The organism is Azospirillum sp. BE72, assembly GCF_031455875.1.
Lineage (GTDB): Bacteria > Pseudomonadota > Alphaproteobacteria > Azospirillales > Azospirillaceae > Azospirillum.
This window is the reverse complement of the sequence record NZ_JAVDTO010000019.1, coordinates 40,297-56,315: the sequence shown is the minus strand read 5'-3', so window position 1 is coordinate 56,315 and position 16,019 is coordinate 40,297. Positions and strand designations below refer to the sequence as shown.

Genomic DNA, 16,019 nt, shown 5'->3' with positions numbered 1-16,019 from the left:
GAGCTGTGTCGGATCGCCGCCGCGCGGTGTACGTCGCGACCGTTCGGCACCTGCGGATCGACATTGAAACGAGTTGTATCAAATGCTGTGTAAATTTATTTCATTTAAGGGCTAAATCGCGTCTTCCCGCCCATTGGTTGTGAGCCCATTATCCGGACAGGCAACGCGTCCAGCATGAAGGCGGCCCCCCATGGTCCCGCAGCAAATCGCCGACACCACCCTCAGGTTGTTTCCCGTCATGAGCCAAGCCGACTCCAGCAAGGCCCAACAGGTCGTGGATGACGCCGTCGCCCGTCTTACCGGCACCGGCCTGTCCGACGCCGAGCGTGCGGAGGCTTGCGAGGCGGCGCTGAAGCAGCTGATGGGATACCTGATAAAGCGCGAAGGCTGGGTGGCGGAGGAGTTCACCGCCATTGCCCGTTCGCTGGGCGCCTACTGACCGCAGGGTCGGCGACGGTCCGCAAGACTTTCCATCGGCCTGTTGCAACCCCCCTCCGTCGCAGGCATCGTCCGATGGAATCCTCGTCGGTTGCGGAGCGGAACAGCGTGTCGCAGAAGGTCATCGGCCTCATCGGAGGCATGAGCTGGGAAAGCTCGGCCGAATATTACCGGATCATCAACGAGCGGGTGCGCGACCGACTGGGCGGGCTGCACTCCGCTCGCTGCCTGATGTGGTCCTTCGACTTCGCCGAGATCGAGGCGCTTCAGCACGCAGGCCGCTGGGAGGACGCGACGGCCCTGATGATCGATGCCGCCCGGCGCCTGGAGCGGGGAGGGGCCGACTTCGTCGTCATTTGCACCAACACCATGCACCGCATGGCCGATCAGGTGCAGGCGGCCATCGGCCTGCCATTGTTGCACATCGCGGACCCCACCGCGGAGCGCATCCGCGCCGCCGGTTTGCGGCGCGTCGGCCTGCTGGGCACCGCCTTCACCATGGAACAGGACTTCTACAAGGGGCGCCTCGTGCAGAAGCATGGGCTGGAGGTTCTGGTCCCCGACGATGCGGACCGCGCCACCGTGCACCGGGTGATCTACGACGAACTGGTCCAGGGCCGTATCGATGAGGCATCGCGGGAGGCCTACCGCGGCGTGATTGCACGGCTCGTCGAGCGTGGGGCGGAGGCGGTGATTCTCGGCTGCACGGAGATCATGCTGCTGGTCCGTCCGGAAGACAGCCCGGTGCCGCTCTACGACACCACGGCCATCCACGCCGAGGCCGCGGTGGAGCTGGCTCTTTCCAACATCTAAAGCCAGCGTCCTCCGCGCCATCCGGACGGCTACCCGTTCGGCATGTTATTCGTTCTGCCCGCCCACGCCCGCAAGGTCGGGATGGATGCCCAGGACCTCCGCGGCCATCCTGGCGACGTTGCCGTCGACGGGGGGCGGGGCGATGTTGACGCCCTCCCTCAGGGCGGCGGTGACCGTTTCGAGTACCTTGATGCGGGCGTACCATTTGGAGTTCGCCTCCACCGCATGCCAGGGCGCGTGGGGGGTGGAGGTGCGATCGAACATCGCCTCCGTTGCCTTGACGTAATCGTCCCATTTGGCGCGGTTGCGCAGGTCCTCCTCCGTCAGCTTCCAGCGCTTGTAGGGGTTCTTCATCCGCTCGCGGAAGCGCTCCAGCTGTTCTTCCGGGGTGATGTGCAGGAACAGCTTGACGATGCGCACGCCGTCGTCGGTCAGCAGCCGTTCGAACTCGTTGATCTCGTCATATGCGCGCTTCCACTGGTCCTTGGTCGCGAATTTCTCCACCCGCTCCACCAGGACGCGGCCGTACCAGGAGCGGTCGAAGATGGCGAAGGTGCCAGCGCCCGGCAGCTTGGTCCAGAAGCGGTAGAGGTAGTGCTTGCTCTGCTCGTCCGCCGTGGGGGCGGAGATCGGCCAGACATGGAAGCCGCGGGGGTCGAGCGGCTCGGTCATGCGGCGAATTGCCCCGCCCTTGCCGGCAGCATCCCAGCCTTCGAACACCACGATGGCGCGGCGCTTTTCATGCCAGTAGGTCTGCTGGATGCGCAGCAGCTCCTTCTGCAGCTTGCCGAGTCGGCGGTCGTATTCCTCCGCGCTGTCGTACCGCGTCGTGTTCTGGTCCAGTTTACCGAGGCGGATCTTCGCGACCTTGCCGGGCTTCTCGGCCATGCGGGGCATCCTGTTCTGGTAGGTTCGGTTGGTGTGTCGCGCGCGGCGGGCGGAACCTTCACCGCCCCGCCGGGTTGACCGGCGGGGGCAGGTGCCGGCCGTGGCGCCGGTCCGGGTGCCTCCGCTGGGGAGAGGAGTACAACCCGTACGGTTGATCCCACAACGGGACCGGCGGGCTGTCAACGGAGAAGCAGGCCAAGTAAGGGGGTTCCATGAGCATCGCCGGACCGCGCATCTACAACCTGTTTCCGACCCTGGCTGGTCCCGTGCGCGATTGGGCCGGGCACCTGCCGCGGATCCAGGGGATGGGATTCGACTGGATCTTCCTGAACCCGATCCACCAGCCGGGATTCTCCGGCAGCCTCTATGCCGTCAAGGACCCCTATCGGCTGCACGACGCGCTGCGCGGCGGATCGCATGAAAGCGACGACGAACTGCTGCGCCGCTTCACGGCGGAGGCCGGGGCGCATGGCCAGTCGGTGATGATGGATTTCGTCATCAACCACACCTCGCGCGATGCGCTGCTGGTCGACCGCCATCCGGACTGGTACAAGCGCGACGCGGATGGCGACCTGCACCGTCCGGGCGCGGTCGATCCCAACAACACCGCCCATGTCACGGTGTGGGGCGACCTCGCCTCGCTGGATTACGACCGGGCGGAGGCCCGGGCGGGGCTGATCGGCTACTGGTCGGACTATCTGCGCCATTACATCGGGCTGGGCGTGAAGGGCTTCCGCTGCGACGCCGCCTATCAGGTCCCGGCGGAGGTGTGGAAGAGCCTGATCGACGCCGCCCACGCCGTGGACCCGGAGGTGAAGTTCTTCGCCGAGACGCTGGGCTGCACGGTGGAACAGGTGCGCGAGCTGTGCGGTGCCGGCTTCGATTTCCTGTTCAACAGTGCCAAATGGTGGGACTTCAAGGCCGACTGGCTGCTGGACCAGTATGACGAGTTCCGCTGGATCGCGCCGTCCATCGCCTTCCCGGAAAGCCACGACACCGACCGTCTGGCGGCAGAGGTCGGCAGCCAGGATTCGGTGCGGCTCGCCGCCCAGATGAAGATGCACTACCTGTTCGCCGCCAGCTTCTCCACCGGCGTGCTGATGCCGGTCGGCTACGAATACGGCTTCACCCGCAAGCTGGACGTGGTGCGGACCAGCCCCGCCGACTGGGAGCAGCCGAAGCTTGACCTGACCGGTTTCATCGGTGCCGTCAATGCCATGAAGGCCGCCACCCCGGCCCTGAACGTCGAGGGTCCGCAGCGTCGCGTCACCTCGCCCCACAGCCCGGTGCTGGGGCTGATCCGGCAGGTGGACGGCGCCGCGCTCGACCAGCCCGACGGCTGCGCCATTCTGGTGCTGAACCCGGATGAGAACCGGCCGCATACGCTGGACGTCGGCCCCATCCTGGCCGCCACCGGCGGCATCTACGAGGCGTTCGAGGATGTGACCCCGGAGGCCGAACCGCTGCCGATGGAACCCGGCGCGCCGATGATGCTGCGCCCTATGGAACTGCGCGTCTTCCGCGCCCGCGCCGCCCGCAGCCACCCGGTCGAACTCCACGACGTGGAAGAGCGGGAGTGGATGGATTCCATCGCCGCCGGCCGCATGACCATCGAGAACGTCTATCCGGAACTCGACGGCGGCCGCTTCCCCATCAAGCGGGCGGTCGGCGACCTGATGGAGGTGTGGGCCGACATCTACACCGACGGCACCTTCGTGCTCGCCGCGTCGGTCATGTACAAGGCGGACGGCGACGACGCGTGGAGCGAGGCGCCGATGCGCCTGCACGAGAACGACCGCTGGGTCGGACGCGTGCCGCTGACGCGCAACGCCCGCTACACCTACAGCATCGAAGCCTGGCGCGACGTCTGGGAAAGCTGGCGCGCCGACTTCAAGAAGAAGGTCGATGCCGGCATGGTCGTCGATCTGGAACTGGTGGAGGGCCGCCGCTTCGTCGAACAGGCGCTGGACCTGAACCATGGTGACGGGCGGGCCGCGCTTGAGGCCGTCATCGAGCGGATGCAGTCGCTCGCCGGCCGCGAGGCCATCGACTACGCCCTGTCGGACGAGCCGCGTCGCGTGATGGCGCTCTATGGGGAGCGGCAGTACAAGTCGCGCTATGTGCGCGAGCTGGAGGTCTATGTCGACCGCACCGCCGGCGCCTATTCGGCGTGGTTCGAGATCTTCCCGCGCTCCGCCTCGCCCGACCCGTCGCGTCCGGGGACCTTCGACGACGTTGTGACTCTGCTGCCCATGGTGCGCGACATGGGCTTCGACGTGCTGTATTTCCCACCGATCCACCCCATCGGCCGCGCCTTCCGCAAGGGCAGGAACAACACGCTGAATCCCGCCCCGGACGACCCCGGCGTACCCTATGCCATCGGCGCCGAGGAGGGCGGGCACGACGCCATCGACCCGATGATCGGCGATTTCGACAGCTTCCGCCGGCTGGTGCGCGAGGCCAAGCGCCATGGCATCGAGATCGCGCTGGATTTCGCCGTGCAGTGCTCCCCCGATCACCCCTGGGTGAAGGAGCATCCGCACTGGTTCTATTGGCGGCCCGACGGCACCATCCGCTATGCTGAGAATCCGCCGAAGAAGTACCAGGACATCGTCAATGTCAGCTTCTACCGCCAGTCCTACCCGGACCTGTGGTATGCGCTGCGCGACGTGGTGCTGATGTGGTGCAAGGAGGGGGTGCGCATCTTCCGTGTCGACAACCCGCACACCAAGCCCTTCCCATTCTGGGAATGGATGATCCGCGAGGTGCAGGACCGCTACCCCGACGCCTTGTTCCTGGCCGAGGCCTTCACCCGGCCGAAGCTGATGAAGCGACTGGCCAAGGTCGGCTTCACCCAGTCCTACAGCTACTTCACCTGGCGCAACACCAAGCCGGAACTGACCGAGTACCTGACAGAGCTGACGCAGGGTGAATCGCGGGAGTACATGCGCCCCAACTTCTTCGCCAACACCCCCGACATCCTGCCGAAGATCCTGACCCAGGGCGGGCGGCCGGCGCACATGATGCGGGCGGTGCTGGCGGCGACGCTGGCCGGCGTCTACGGCCTCTACGGCCCCTACCTGCTGTCCGAGGCGGAAGCCTATCCCGGCAAGGAAGAATACAACCATTCAGAGAAGTACGAGGTCCGGCACTGGGACTGGAACCAGCCCGGCAACATCCGCGACTACGTCACCGCCATCAACCGCATCCGCCGCGAGAACCCGGCGCTGCAGCAGTTCACCAACCTGCGCTTCTACAATGCCTTCGACGACAACATCCTGCTCTACGGCAAGATGACGGCGGCCAAGGACAATGTGATCCTGATCGCGGTGAACCTCGACCCCCACAACGGCCATGGCGGGACCATCGAAGTGCCGCTGTGGGAACTGGGCCTGCCCGACGGCGCCCATGTCCAGGTGGAGGATCTGTTCAGCGGCCACCGCTTCACCTGGATCGGCAAGTTCCAGCATGTCTGGCTCGATCCCCATCGCAACCCCGCGGCGATCTGGCGGATCGTGCCGCCGGGGGTGTGAGGCCTCCGGAGCGGTTTGCCCCCACCCTAACCCTCCCCCGCTGGGCGGGGGAGGGGACAAGTGCTTAGGTAAGGAAGGCGGCGGCATTCCCTCCCCCGCCCAGCTCTCGCACAAAGCAGAGCTTTGTGCTGACGCGGCAGGCGGACCGTAGGTCCGCTGAGAGCGGGGGAGGGTAGGTGGGGGTCTAACTCCACCATAAAGGCAGGCACAAAAAAACGGCCCCGAAGGGCCGTTTTTCAATTCACTCAGCGCAGTGATCAGCGGCGGCGGATCATCGTCACGCCGCCAACGGTCTTGTCGAGAAAGGCGATCATGGTGTCCGGCTTGTGGCCCACGGAGGAGGCGGCGAAGGCCATCCACCAGCGCGCCATCGGGGTCGTCCAACCGTAACGGTCGGCGATAACCTGAACATCCAGGGTAGAGGTCATGGTCGTCTGGGCAGTCGTCGCGGCGCCGGCGGCGCGGGCCGCACCGGACGGGGTAACCTGGGATTCGACGCTGTGCATGGTTCCTCCCAACGGGGACATTCGGTGTCCGCCTGCGCGGTACCTTATCCCTCAACCACCGGAAGGGGCAGAGTGGCTTTGGTGCTAACGGGTACTATACCTTTGGCTGCAAATCCGACTGGCGCCGGAGCATCCTTCGGATAGGCGGATCAGTTAATATTAGCGTTTCCAATGCGCTGACCGTGGTGCCCAGGCATGGCGGCGGCGGCCGATTGCCCGACCATTCTATCGGAGCATGTCACCATGTCGCACCCTTGTCTCCCATCCCCTCACTTGGCGGCCAGCAGAGCCCGCGGGGCACGGTCGGCGCCGCTTGCCAGCGGCATCTTCGGGTTGCCGATCCAGGCGACGATGTCGTTCACCACCAGCCCGCCCTTCAGGTCGCGCAACAGCATGTGATAGCCATCGGGATAGACCGCGACGACATGCCGGCCGCCGGCTTCGAAGTCCTGCAGCGCACGCTCCACCGGCCGCGGCGGCAGCACCTCCTCATGCGCGCCGTAGAGAACCAGCGACGGGGTCTGCAACTGCCGGCAGGCATCGAGCGCTGCCCCCATCAGGTCGGTCAGCCCCTCCAGCGCATCGACGCGCGACCCCTTGATGACCAGCGGGTCGCGGCCCAGCGCCCGCAGCATCTCGATGTTGTCGGACGGACGGATGTTCAGGTCGCGCGGCGGGTGCACCACCATGCCGGGCACCAGGTTGTAGGTGACCCACAGGGCGGCGCGCGGGAAGAAGCCCATGGCCTGCCGGCCCCAGACCGCGGGAGCCACAAGGATTGTGCCGTCGACCTTGGGCGGGTTGGGGCCGGTCATGGATGTGAGCACCACCGCACCGCCCATGCTTTCGCCCATCAGGTAGACGGGCACGCCGGGATGGCGCTTGCGCACCATCTCCACCGCGGTGCCGGCGTCGCTGACCAGGGTTGGCGTTCCCGCCCACACGCCGCGGTCGCGGGTGGCGCCGAAACCGCGCTGGTCGTAGGCGTAGGTGGCGATGCCGGCCGCAGCGAATTCGCGGCCGGCGCCGTCGAAAGCGTTGGAATAGTCGTTGTAGCCGTGCAGGGCCACCACGGCGGCCCGCACGTGGCCGCCGGCCGGAAGCCAGGAGCGCATCGGCAGCTCGAAGCCGTCGGCGGCGATCAGCACCTTGTCGTTCAACTGCGGCTGGACGACGGCCGCTCCCATCGGCTGGAAATCCGCGGCACAGCCGCCAAGCAGAAGTCCCAACCCGAGAACAGCCGCCAATCCGCTACGCCGCATGGACTACCCCTGTGTTGCTGTGCGCACCACCCGTCAGTTGGAGGAATATATCCTCCAGATCCGATTCCTCGGTCGTGACATCGATGATCCCGATGCCGGATGCGGCCAGCGCCGACAGGATGGCGCCCGCGCGCTGGCGGCTGGGCTGATAGCGGACCACCATCCGCCGCGGCTCCGGCAACTCCACCGTGTAACCCTCCAGCGAGGGCGGGGCGGCGGTCAGGTCACGCTCCAGCGTCAGGCACAGCGCCTTATTGTCGACACGGCGCAGCAGCGTCGTCGTCGGCTCGCAGGCCACCACCTGTCCATGGTTGATGATGGCGATGGTGTCGCACAGCTCCTCCGCCTCCTGGAGGTAGTGGGTGGTCAGCAGCACGGTTGTGCCGGACTTGTTCAGCGTGCGCACATAGTCCCAGAGCTGGCGGCGCAGTTCCACATCCACACCGGCGGTCGGCTCGTCAAGGATCAGGACCGGCGGGGTGTGCACCATCGCCTTCGCCACCATCAGCCGGCGCTTCATGCCGCCGGACAGGGAGCGGGCATGGGCGTCAGCCTTGTCGGACAGCCCGACGGCGTCCAGCAACTCCTCCGTCCGGCGCTCCTTCTTCGGCACACCGTAGAGGCCGGCCTGAAGCTCCAGCATCTCGCGCGGGGTGAAGAAGGGGTCCATGTTCAGTTCCTGCGGCACCACGCCGATGGAGGCGCGGGCACGGCGCGGCTGTTCCGACACCTCGTGGCCCCAGATGCTGGCGGTGCCGCCGGTCTTGTTCACCAGCCCGGCGAGGATGTTGATCATCGTCGACTTGCCGGCGCCGTTGGGGCCGAGAAGCCCGAACAGCGACCCGCGCGGAATGGCGAGGTCGATGCCCTTCAGCGCATGCTTCGGCCCGGCCTTTCCGGTCGGCTTGTAGATCTTGGTCAGGCCGCGCAGCTCGACCGCGTTGGCCGGGAGCGAGACGGGCGTGGGGGTATCGGTGGGCGCGGCCATTGATCCTGAACCATGATGATTGCGGTTGGCGAAAAAGCCCGGCGATCCGGTGGTTTCCCCCGTTGATCCGCGGCGCGCGATGGGTATCATCCGGCCCGCGCGCGCGGAACCCTGAACGGGGGCCCGGACAGCGGGCGTGTCCACGATGGCGTGAACCGGCGCGCCTGTCAAAACAGAGGATGACTGCCATGCAGCCGACCGAGACGATCCTTGTTGAAACCTCGACCGTCGGATGCGACGGCGGCGGCGGCGCGCTGGGCCATCCGCTGGTCTACCTGACGCTGGATCGCGAAGGGCAGGTGGAATGCCCCTACTGCTCGCGCATCTACAAGCTGAAGGAAGGCGCCAAGGTCGCCCACGGTCATTGATCCAAGGGCACTGACTGACCTTCGGCCGGGCCGCCCCGTTTACGGGCGGCCGGCCAGCAGGACCAGAACCGCAAGCGCCAGCAGCGCCGACAGCCCCTGCCAGAATGCCAGCGGGTTCCGCTCGATCAGCGGCCGGCGCCGCGCCCCCGCGGCATGCTTGCGCGGGTGGCGCAGGTCGTACAGGAACTCCGACAATTCCTGATAGCGCTTGGCCGGGTCCGGATGGACAGCCTTGCGCAGCACCCCGTCGAGCCAGACGGGGATGTCCCGCTCGTCGTGCAGGGCGGTGCGGTAGACCAGCTTGCGCTGGCGCGCCCGCGTGGTGGCCGTCGCCGCATCGCCGCCATAGGGCAGGCGGCCGGTCAGCATCTGGTAGGCGATCACCCCCAGCGCATAGAGATCCGACGCCGGCGTCCCGCCTTCGCCCAGGAAATATTCCGGCGCCGTGTACTGCACGGTGCCCAGGATTTCGCCACGTTCGGCATCGGGCATCGTCTCCAGAATGCCCGGCACCAGAACCGAGCCGAAATCGACGATCTTCACGGTGCCGGTGCGGTCGATCATCACGTTGTCGGGCCGCAGGTCCTGGTGCAGCATCTCCAGCCGATGGAAGGCCTGCAGCCCTTTGCCGATCTGCTCGACGATGGCGCGAACGGTGGGCAGGTCGGGGCTGGGGTGGTCGCGCATCCACTGGGTCAGCGTCTGCCCCTCGATATACTCGGTCGCGACATAAAGATGGCGGCGCGGACGGCTTTGCGGCGGCGGCTTCAGCACATGGGGGCTGTTCACCCGACGGGCGATCCATTCCTCCATCAGGAAGCGGCGCAGATGGGCGCGGTCGTCGCGCCGGTCGATGGCCGGAATCTTCAGTACCACCGGCGGCCCGCCGTCGCCCTCCCGGGCCAGATAGACGTGGCTGCGGCTGCTGGCGTGTAGTTCCCGCAGGATTCGATATCCTTCGAACTCCGCCCGCGGCTCCAGCAGCGGGGCCAGGGCAAGATCGGACAGGCGGTGGAACAGGTCGCCGGCATCGGGAGCGGGCACGGCGTCGATGCGCAGGATCTGGATCGTCAAATTGTCCGGACTGCCGCGGCGCAGCGCCTCCTCCACCGCGAGTCGCGCCGCATGGTCGAGATCGTCCGAATGTGCGGCGATCGTGCTGATTAAAAAATCGGCATCGACATGCTCATAGACGCCGTCGGTCGCCAGCAGGAAGACGTCGCCCGGCTCCATCGCCACCTCGCGGTAGTCGATCTCCAGATGCGGCGCCACGCCCATCGCCCTGCCGAGATAGCTGACCTCAGACGAGACGACCACCCGGTGATCGGTGGTCAACTGCTCCAGCGACCGGCCGGCGACGCGGTAGATGCGGGAATCGCCGACATGGAACAGGTGCGCCGTGGCCGATTTCAGCACCAGCGCGCTCAGCGTGCAGGCATAGCCGCGGTCCTGGTCGTAGCGGTATTCGCTGCGTCGGTTCTGGGCGTGCAGCCAGGAGTTGGTCGCGGCCAGCACGCGCCGCCCTGCCGTCTTCACCGACCAGCTTTCCGGCGTGCAGTAATAGTCGGTCAGGAAGCTCTTCACCGCAGACTCGCTGGCGATGTGGCTGACCGGGCTGCTGCTGATGCCGTCGGCCAGCGCCACGGCGATGCCCTTCATCCCCAGAAGCGGCGCCACCGGGATCAAGGCGCCGTGAAAGTCCTGGTTGGCCGGCTTCCGCCCCTTGTCGGACCATTGGCCGATGGAGATCCGCAACTCGTTCACGATGCCGGTCCCGTCACGAAAAACCCCGGCCCGAACCGGACCGGGGTCGCTTTGAGCAATGAAGGAGGGAAGGGCGCGTCACTCGGCCGGTTGCAGGCCGGTCTGCTGGAGGCGGCGCTTCGGCGCGGTGCGGACATGGGTGGCGTAGAGCGTCAGGCCGGTGAAGGCCAGCCCGCCGACCAGATTGCCCAGCACGGTCGGCAACTCGTTCCAGATCATGTAGTCCATGACCGAGAAGTTGCCGCCCATCAGCATCGCCGACGGGAACAGGAACATGTTCACCACCGAATGCTCGAAGGTCATGCCGAAGAACAGCATGATCGGCATCCACATGGCGATCACCTTGCCGCTGACGGAGGTGGAGATCATCGCCCCCACCACGCCGGTGGAGACCATCCAGTTGCACAGCACCCCGCGCAGGAAGATGGTCAGCATGCCGGCGGCGCCATACTGCGCATAGCCCAGCGTCCGGTTCTCGCCGATATGCGAGATGACGGAGCCGACCTTGTCCGGCGGGGTGGAGAAGCCGTAGGTGAAGACGATCGACATCATCACGGCCACCGTCAGCGCGCCCAGGAAGTTGCCGAGGAAGACCAGCCCCCAGTTGCGCAGGATGCCGCCGACGGTCACGCCCGGCCGCTTGTCGATCAGCGCCAGCGGCGTCAGCACGAACACGCCCGTCAGCAGGTCGAACCCCAGCAGATACAGCATGCAGAAGCCGACCGGGAACAGGATGGCGCCGATGATCGGGAACCCCGTCTGGACCGTGACCGTGACGGCGAAGACCGCTGCGAGCGCCAGGATCGCACCCGCCATGAAGGCCCGGATGACGGTGTCGCGGGTGGACATGAAAATCTTGGATTCGCCGGCATCCACCATTTTGGTGACGAACTCGGAGGGCACCAAATACGACATGACAAGTCCCCTTGGAACATGTGCTGAAGGAACGGCAAGCAGCGTCGGGTCCGGCCCGCGCGGCACCGGTCCGGTGCGGGGGCAGGAAGTGGCGGACGCGTTGCGTGTGATTTGGGTGCGAGCCGAGCCTTTGGCCTCGCGCTGGTCAAGCCGCCGTTGGCTTGCCGCCGACAACTCTGCACGGCGCGTGCCAGTCCGCCGGATGCGCGGGAACGAGCCGATTTCCACATCCGGTTGGCCTGTCGATGCTGCCGCCCGCTATGACGATTGCTCAAACACTGTGCGATGGTGAGTAAAAATCAGCCATTCGCATAGGAATGACTGCGATCTTGCGGCAGGGGTGCCATTCCGCGCTCTTGTTCGAATCTTTCAGTTTTTCAATAAAACGCATGCAAATGATCTTTTCTTATCAATGGGTTGTCTCTCCGCTCCATCTGGCTGCCTGCTCATGGGACAGGATGGGTTACCTTTTTGTTATATTTTCCCTTCGTACTATGCCACAGTATGACCGATGACGCTTGACGGGCGTTGTCGGGTCGACGTCTACTTTGCCGCATTGCGGAAAGGTGGAGATTCCACAATCGTTGTTTGAGTTGTACGCTTATGTTGTTTCCAGGCGGTTCGGGATTGGCGTCGGATGAGGCGCGTGCAATGAGTCACGAGACGGAAGAGCAATACCGCAGCATCTTCGAAAATGCCGTCGAGGGCATTTATCAGACCACCGTCGACGGGCGATACCTTCGGGTCAATCCGGCGCTTGCCGACATCTATGGCTACGCGTCGCCGGAAGACCTGATCGCCAACCTCACCGATATCGCCTGCCAGCTCTATGTCGATCCCGGCAAGCGGGAGGCCTTCGCCGACCTGATGGCCCGCCAGGACCGCGTCCACAGTTTCGAGGCGCGCGTTTTCCGCCGCGACGGCTCCATCATCTGGATTTCGGAGAGCGCGCGCTGCGTGCGCGATACCGACGGCCGCATCCGCTATTACGAAGGCACCGTTCAGGACATCACCGAACGCAAGCAGCACGAGGAGAAGATCCGGCTGCTCGCCACCGTGTTCGACAGCGTCGCCGACGGCATCCTGATCGTCGATCCCGAACTGACCGTCCAGGCGATCAACCCGGCTTACGAGATCATGACCGGCTTCCAGCGGGAAGAGCTGCTGCGCCGGCCGCTGGTTCTTTTCGCCCCCGGTTCGCACGAGCGCGACTTCATCGACGCCATCTGGACCACCGCCCGCCAGTCCGGCCGCTGGCAGGGGGAGGTCACCAGCTTCCGCCATTCCGGCGACGCCTTCGCCGCCGCTTTGTCGGTGACGTCGGTCCGCGCGCCCAACGGCGTGCTGGAGCATTACGTCCTCACCATCGCCGACATCAGCCAGCGCAAGTCGCAGGAACACCAGATCCGCTATCAGGCCAGCTTCGACCGGCTAACCGACCTGCCCAATCGTTGGCTGGTCTGCGAAAGGCTGGAGGAGGCGATCGTCCGCGCCCAGCGCAGCAAGAGCAAGGTCGCGGTCGCCTTCCTTGACCTCAACCGCTTCAAGCAGGTCAACGACACGCTGGGCCACCATGCCGGCGACGAGCTGCTGAAGCTGGTGGCGCGGCGCCTGCGCAACTGTACCCGCATGACCGACACCGTCGGCCGGCTGGGCGGGGACGAGTTCCTGATCGTCGCACCCGACGCCGCCGACCGCTCCGCCGGCGCCCGGCTGGTGGAGAAGGTGCTCTATTCGATGGACGAGCCCTTCGCCGTCCACAATCAGGAGCTTTTCTGCGGTGCGTCCATCGGCATCGCCTTCTATCCCGACGATGGCGAGACGGCGGACCAGCTTCTGCGGAACGCCGACCTTGCCATGTATCACGCCAAGCGCAACCCGGAGCACAAATACGTCTTCTATGACGGCGGGATGCGCGAGCGGTCGGGCTTCACGCTGGGGCTGGAGAGCGACCTGCGCCGCGCCAGCGGCGGCGGCGAGTTCGAGTTGCATTTCCAGCCGAAGATCGACCTTGCCGGCAACCGCACCATCGGGGCGGAGGCGCTGATCCGCTGGCGCCACCCGATCCGCGGCATGGTCAGCCCGGCGGAGTTCATCCCGCTGGCCGAGGAAACCGGCCTGATCTGGGAAATCGGCGCCTGGACGCTGATCGAATCCTGCCGCCGGCTGGCCGACTGGATAAGGCGCGACCTGCCGATCCCGTCCGTCTCGGTCAACCTGTCGCCGCGCCAGTTCCAGGACGCCCGCCTCGTGGGCTTCGTCCGCAGCGTGGTGGAGTCGGCCGGCATCCCGCCCGGCCGGCTGGAGCTGGAACTGACCGAGGGCGCCATGATCGGCGACATCGAAAAGGCGGTGACCATCCTGAACGGGCTGAAGGACATCGGCGTCCGCCTGTCCATCGACGATTTCGGCACCGGCTATTCCTCGCTGGCCTATCTGAAGCGCTTCCCCATCGACACGCTGAAGATCGACCGCAGCTTCGTCCGCGACATCGTCAAGTCCACCACCGATCCGGCCATCGTCGGCACCATCGTGAACCTCGCCGAAAGCCTGGGCTTCGACACCATCGCCGAGGGGGTGGAGACGCAGGAGCAGGCCGACATGCTGCGCCAGCAGCGCTGCACCCGCATCCAGGGCTTCCTGATCAGCCGGCCGCTGCCGGTCGACCAGTTCGAAGTCTTCCTCGGCAACAGCGTGGTTCCGGCCTGAGACGCCGGCGGGTTGTGGGCGGCGCTTTTCACCGTCATCCGCACATCCATGTGCCCAATGACAGGATCGACGAAATTTAGATAGTGGTAGGGTTTCCTTTACGTTTAGGGTGCGAACCTTAAGTAGACACATTATTTCGCTCCCGGCGACATGATGCGTCGGAAACCGCCTGTCCCACAGCGATCCCTGTCGAGGCCCCATGACATCGGACGTCGCACGCTTCCTCGGCTTCGCGTTCGCCAACGCGGACGTGCTGATCGAGGTGAATGCGCGCGGGACCATCGGATTTGCCGCCGGGGCCTTGCAGAATCTCCTGGGCATCACGGACACGGAGCTGATCGGCCAGCCCATCGACCGGGTGGTGGCGGCCGGCGACCGCGGGCTGGTGCGGCGTCTGCTGCGCACCGCCGGGTCCAACCGCCGGCTGCAGCCCCGTGCCGTCGAGCTTGCCGGCGGCGTCCAGGCCAATCTGTCCGGCTACCGGCTGGGCCGTTCCCCCAACGTGCAACTGACGCTCACGCGGTCGGAGAGCGCCGCCGGCAGCACGACGCAGCCGGCCCGCGATGCGGAGACCGGGCTTCTCGACCCCGACGCCTTCCAGGCGCAGTTGGGCGAGCGATTCGGCGTCCATGTCGGCAACGCGCCGCCGAAGCTGACGCTGATCAAGATCGCCGATTTCGGCGAGGTGAAATCGCGACTCGGGCCGGAACTGACCCTGCGCCTACTGGGGGAGGTGGGGGCGCTGCTGCGCGTGCATGCTGCCGACGACACGCTGGCGACCCGGCTGGGGGAGGACCGCTTCGGCCTCGTCCATGGCAGCGACGTGTCGGCCGGCGCGCTGGCGAGCGAGATTGCGGTGACTGGAGCCGGCCTGCTGCCGGACGGCCTGCCCGTGGCTTCGGAGAACCTGACGCTCGACATGGCGGCGCCCGGCCTCAGCCGGGAGGATGCCGGGCGCGTGCTGATGTTCACGGTGAAGAGCTTCGCCGAGGATGGCACCGGCTTCGACATCGCCACCATGCATGACGCGGTGAAGCTGCTGGTCGACCAGACGGTGACGCGGGTGACCAGCCTGCGCTCCACACTGACCGACGACCGGCTGAAGCTGCAGTTCCAGCCCATCGTCTCGCTCGCCACCCGCGGGCTGCACCATTACGAGGCGCTGGCACGTTTCCCCAACGGCGCCCCCGGCCCGACCATCGCCTTCGCCGAGCAGGTGGGCATGGTGCATGACGTCGACCTGCTGGTCTGCGAGAAGGCGCTGGAGGTTCTGTCCGTCGATCCCGGCCTGCAGATCGCCGTCAACATGTCGGCGGCGTCGCTGGGCAGCGACATCTTCGTCGTCGCCTTCCAGCAACTGGTCGCCCGCAATCCGGCGCTGCGGTCCCGTTTGCTGGTGGAGGTGACGGAGTCGACCGGGCTCACCGACCTGCCGCGCGCCGCCCGCATCCTGGAGGATCTGCGCCGCGCCGGGCACCGCATCTGTCTGGACGATTTCGGCGCCGGTGCCGCTTCCTTCCCCTACATCCAGGCGCTGCCGGTCGATTTCGTGAAGATCGACGGCAGCTATGTGAAGCGGCTGGGCGGCAGCCCGCGCGATGATGCCATCCTGCGCGCCATGGTGGGGCTGTGTCGGGAGGTCCGCGTGCAGGTGATCGCCGAGATGGTGGAAACTCCCGATCAGGCGGCGCAGCTCAACGCCTGGGGCTTCGAACTGGCCCAGGGCTATCACTTCGGCAGGCCCGCCGACCAGCCCGTATATCAGGCACCCGGCCTGTTCACTCCGCCGCGCCCGCGCCCCGGCCTCGCCGACGGCCGGGTCTGACCGCTTCGAC

General features: G+C 66.2%; 12 protein-coding genes. 6 read left to right on the top strand and 6 right to left on the bottom strand.

Features of this window, described 5'->3' with window-relative positions:
- Positions 1-238: 238 nt before the first annotated feature.
- Both J2Y49_RS28430 and J2Y49_RS28425 read left to right on the top strand, forming a co-directional pair.
- Positions 239-439 (top strand): hypothetical protein, encoded by a 201-nt coding sequence (locus J2Y49_RS28430; RefSeq protein WP_310118807.1) that lies wholly within the window; start codon positions 239-241, stop codon positions 437-439.
- Positions 440-513: 74 nt separating this feature from the next.
- Positions 514-1,251, top strand: a complete 738-nt coding sequence (locus J2Y49_RS28425; RefSeq protein ID WP_310118805.1) for an aspartate/glutamate racemase family protein — start codon at positions 514-516, stop codon at positions 1,249-1,251.
- 45 nt (positions 1,252-1,296) lie between these two features.
- On the opposite strand, the gene J2Y49_RS28420 is transcribed toward J2Y49_RS28425, so the two are convergent.
- Positions 1,297-2,139, bottom strand: coding sequence for a polyphosphate kinase (locus J2Y49_RS28420; RefSeq protein ID WP_310118804.1), 843 nt, complete (start codon positions 2,137-2,139; stop codon positions 1,297-1,299).
- 212 nt (positions 2,140-2,351) lie between these two features.
- Between J2Y49_RS28420 and J2Y49_RS28415 the strand changes: the two genes are divergently transcribed.
- Positions 2,352-5,672 carry a maltotransferase domain-containing protein gene (locus J2Y49_RS28415; RefSeq protein ID WP_310118802.1) on the top strand — a complete coding sequence of 1,107 codons (3,321 nt, stop codon included), beginning with the start codon at positions 2,352-2,354 and terminating at the stop codon, positions 5,670-5,672.
- Between the two features lie 257 nt (positions 5,673-5,929).
- On the opposite strand, the gene J2Y49_RS28410 is transcribed toward J2Y49_RS28415, so the two are convergent.
- The 3 genes from J2Y49_RS28410 to J2Y49_RS28400 all read right to left on the bottom strand — a co-directional run bounded on the left by J2Y49_RS28410 (position 5,930) and on the right by J2Y49_RS28400 (position 8,428).
- Positions 5,930-6,178: a hypothetical protein gene (locus J2Y49_RS28410; protein WP_310118800.1), complete on the bottom strand. Its 249-nt coding sequence runs from the start codon at positions 6,176-6,178 to the stop codon at positions 5,930-5,932.
- Between the two features lie 269 nt (positions 6,179-6,447).
- Complete coding sequence (locus tag J2Y49_RS28405; protein ID WP_310118799.1) at positions 6,448-7,440, bottom strand: alpha/beta hydrolase; 993 nt, start codon at positions 7,438-7,440, stop codon at positions 6,448-6,450.
- The gene (locus J2Y49_RS28400; protein ID WP_310118797.1) at positions 7,430-8,428 is read right to left on the bottom strand and encodes an ABC transporter ATP-binding protein; all 999 of its coding nucleotides are present in this window, start codon (positions 8,426-8,428) and stop codon (positions 7,430-7,432) included. The genes J2Y49_RS28405 and J2Y49_RS28400 overlap by 11 nt, the downstream gene beginning before the upstream one ends.
- 179 nt (positions 8,429-8,607) lie before the next feature.
- Between J2Y49_RS28400 and J2Y49_RS28395 the strand changes: the two genes are divergently transcribed.
- Complete coding sequence (locus tag J2Y49_RS28395) at positions 8,608-8,796, top strand: zinc-finger domain-containing protein (RefSeq protein WP_149225818.1); 189 nt, start codon at positions 8,608-8,610, stop codon at positions 8,794-8,796.
- Between the two features lie 39 nt (positions 8,797-8,835).
- On the opposite strand, the gene J2Y49_RS28390 is transcribed toward J2Y49_RS28395, so the two are convergent.
- Together J2Y49_RS28390 and J2Y49_RS28385 are read right to left on the bottom strand one after the other, a co-directional pair.
- Positions 8,836-10,560, bottom strand: a complete 1,725-nt coding sequence (locus J2Y49_RS28390) for a protein kinase domain-containing protein (RefSeq protein WP_310118794.1) — start codon at positions 10,558-10,560, stop codon at positions 8,836-8,838.
- A gap of 78 nt (positions 10,561-10,638) precedes the next feature.
- Positions 10,639-11,475, bottom strand: coding sequence for a formate/nitrite transporter family protein (locus J2Y49_RS28385; RefSeq protein WP_149225819.1), 837 nt, complete (start codon positions 11,473-11,475; stop codon positions 10,639-10,641).
- Between the two features lie 651 nt (positions 11,476-12,126).
- Here J2Y49_RS28385 and J2Y49_RS28380 point away from each other — a divergent pair.
- Positions 12,127-14,184: an EAL domain-containing protein gene (locus J2Y49_RS28380; RefSeq protein ID WP_310118792.1), complete on the top strand. Its 2,058-nt coding sequence runs from the start codon at positions 12,127-12,129 to the stop codon at positions 14,182-14,184.
- A gap of 199 nt (positions 14,185-14,383) precedes the next feature.
- Positions 14,384-16,009: an EAL domain-containing protein gene (locus tag J2Y49_RS28375; protein WP_310118790.1), complete on the top strand. Its 1,626-nt coding sequence runs from the start codon at positions 14,384-14,386 to the stop codon at positions 16,007-16,009.
- Positions 16,010-16,019: the final 10 nt, after the last annotated feature.

What these genes read in the sequence shown, in the direction of transcription:
- J2Y49_RS28430 (WP_310118807.1), top strand. Translation starts at nt 239, where the DNA reads ATGAGCCAAGCCGACTCCAGCAAGGCCCAACAGGTCGTGGATGACGCC.
- J2Y49_RS28425 (WP_310118805.1), top strand. Translation starts at nt 514, where the DNA reads ATGGAATCCTCGTCGGTTGCGGAGCGGAACAGCGTGTCGCAGAAGGTC.
- J2Y49_RS28420 (WP_310118804.1), bottom strand. Translation starts at nt 2,139, where the DNA reads ATGGCCGAGAAGCCCGGCAAGGTCGCGAAGATCCGCCTCGGTAAACTG.
- J2Y49_RS28415 (WP_310118802.1), top strand. Translation starts at nt 2,352, where the DNA reads ATGAGCATCGCCGGACCGCGCATCTACAACCTGTTTCCGACCCTGGCT.
- J2Y49_RS28410 (WP_310118800.1), bottom strand. Translation starts at nt 6,178, where the DNA reads ATGCACAGCGTCGAATCCCAGGTTACCCCGTCCGGTGCGGCCCGCGCC.
- J2Y49_RS28405 (WP_310118799.1), bottom strand. Translation starts at nt 7,440, where the DNA reads ATGCGGCGTAGCGGATTGGCGGCTGTTCTCGGGTTGGGACTTCTGCTT.
- J2Y49_RS28400 (WP_310118797.1), bottom strand. Translation starts at nt 8,428, where the DNA reads ATGGCCGCGCCCACCGATACCCCCACGCCCGTCTCGCTCCCGGCCAAC.
- J2Y49_RS28395 (WP_149225818.1), top strand. Translation starts at nt 8,608, where the DNA reads ATGACTGCCATGCAGCCGACCGAGACGATCCTTGTTGAAACCTCGACC.
- J2Y49_RS28385 (WP_149225819.1), bottom strand. Translation starts at nt 11,475, where the DNA reads ATGTCGTATTTGGTGCCCTCCGAGTTCGTCACCAAAATGGTGGATGCC.
- J2Y49_RS28380 (WP_310118792.1), top strand. Translation starts at nt 12,127, where the DNA reads ATGAGTCACGAGACGGAAGAGCAATACCGCAGCATCTTCGAAAATGCC.
- J2Y49_RS28375 (WP_310118790.1), top strand. Translation starts at nt 14,384, where the DNA reads ATGACATCGGACGTCGCACGCTTCCTCGGCTTCGCGTTCGCCAACGCG.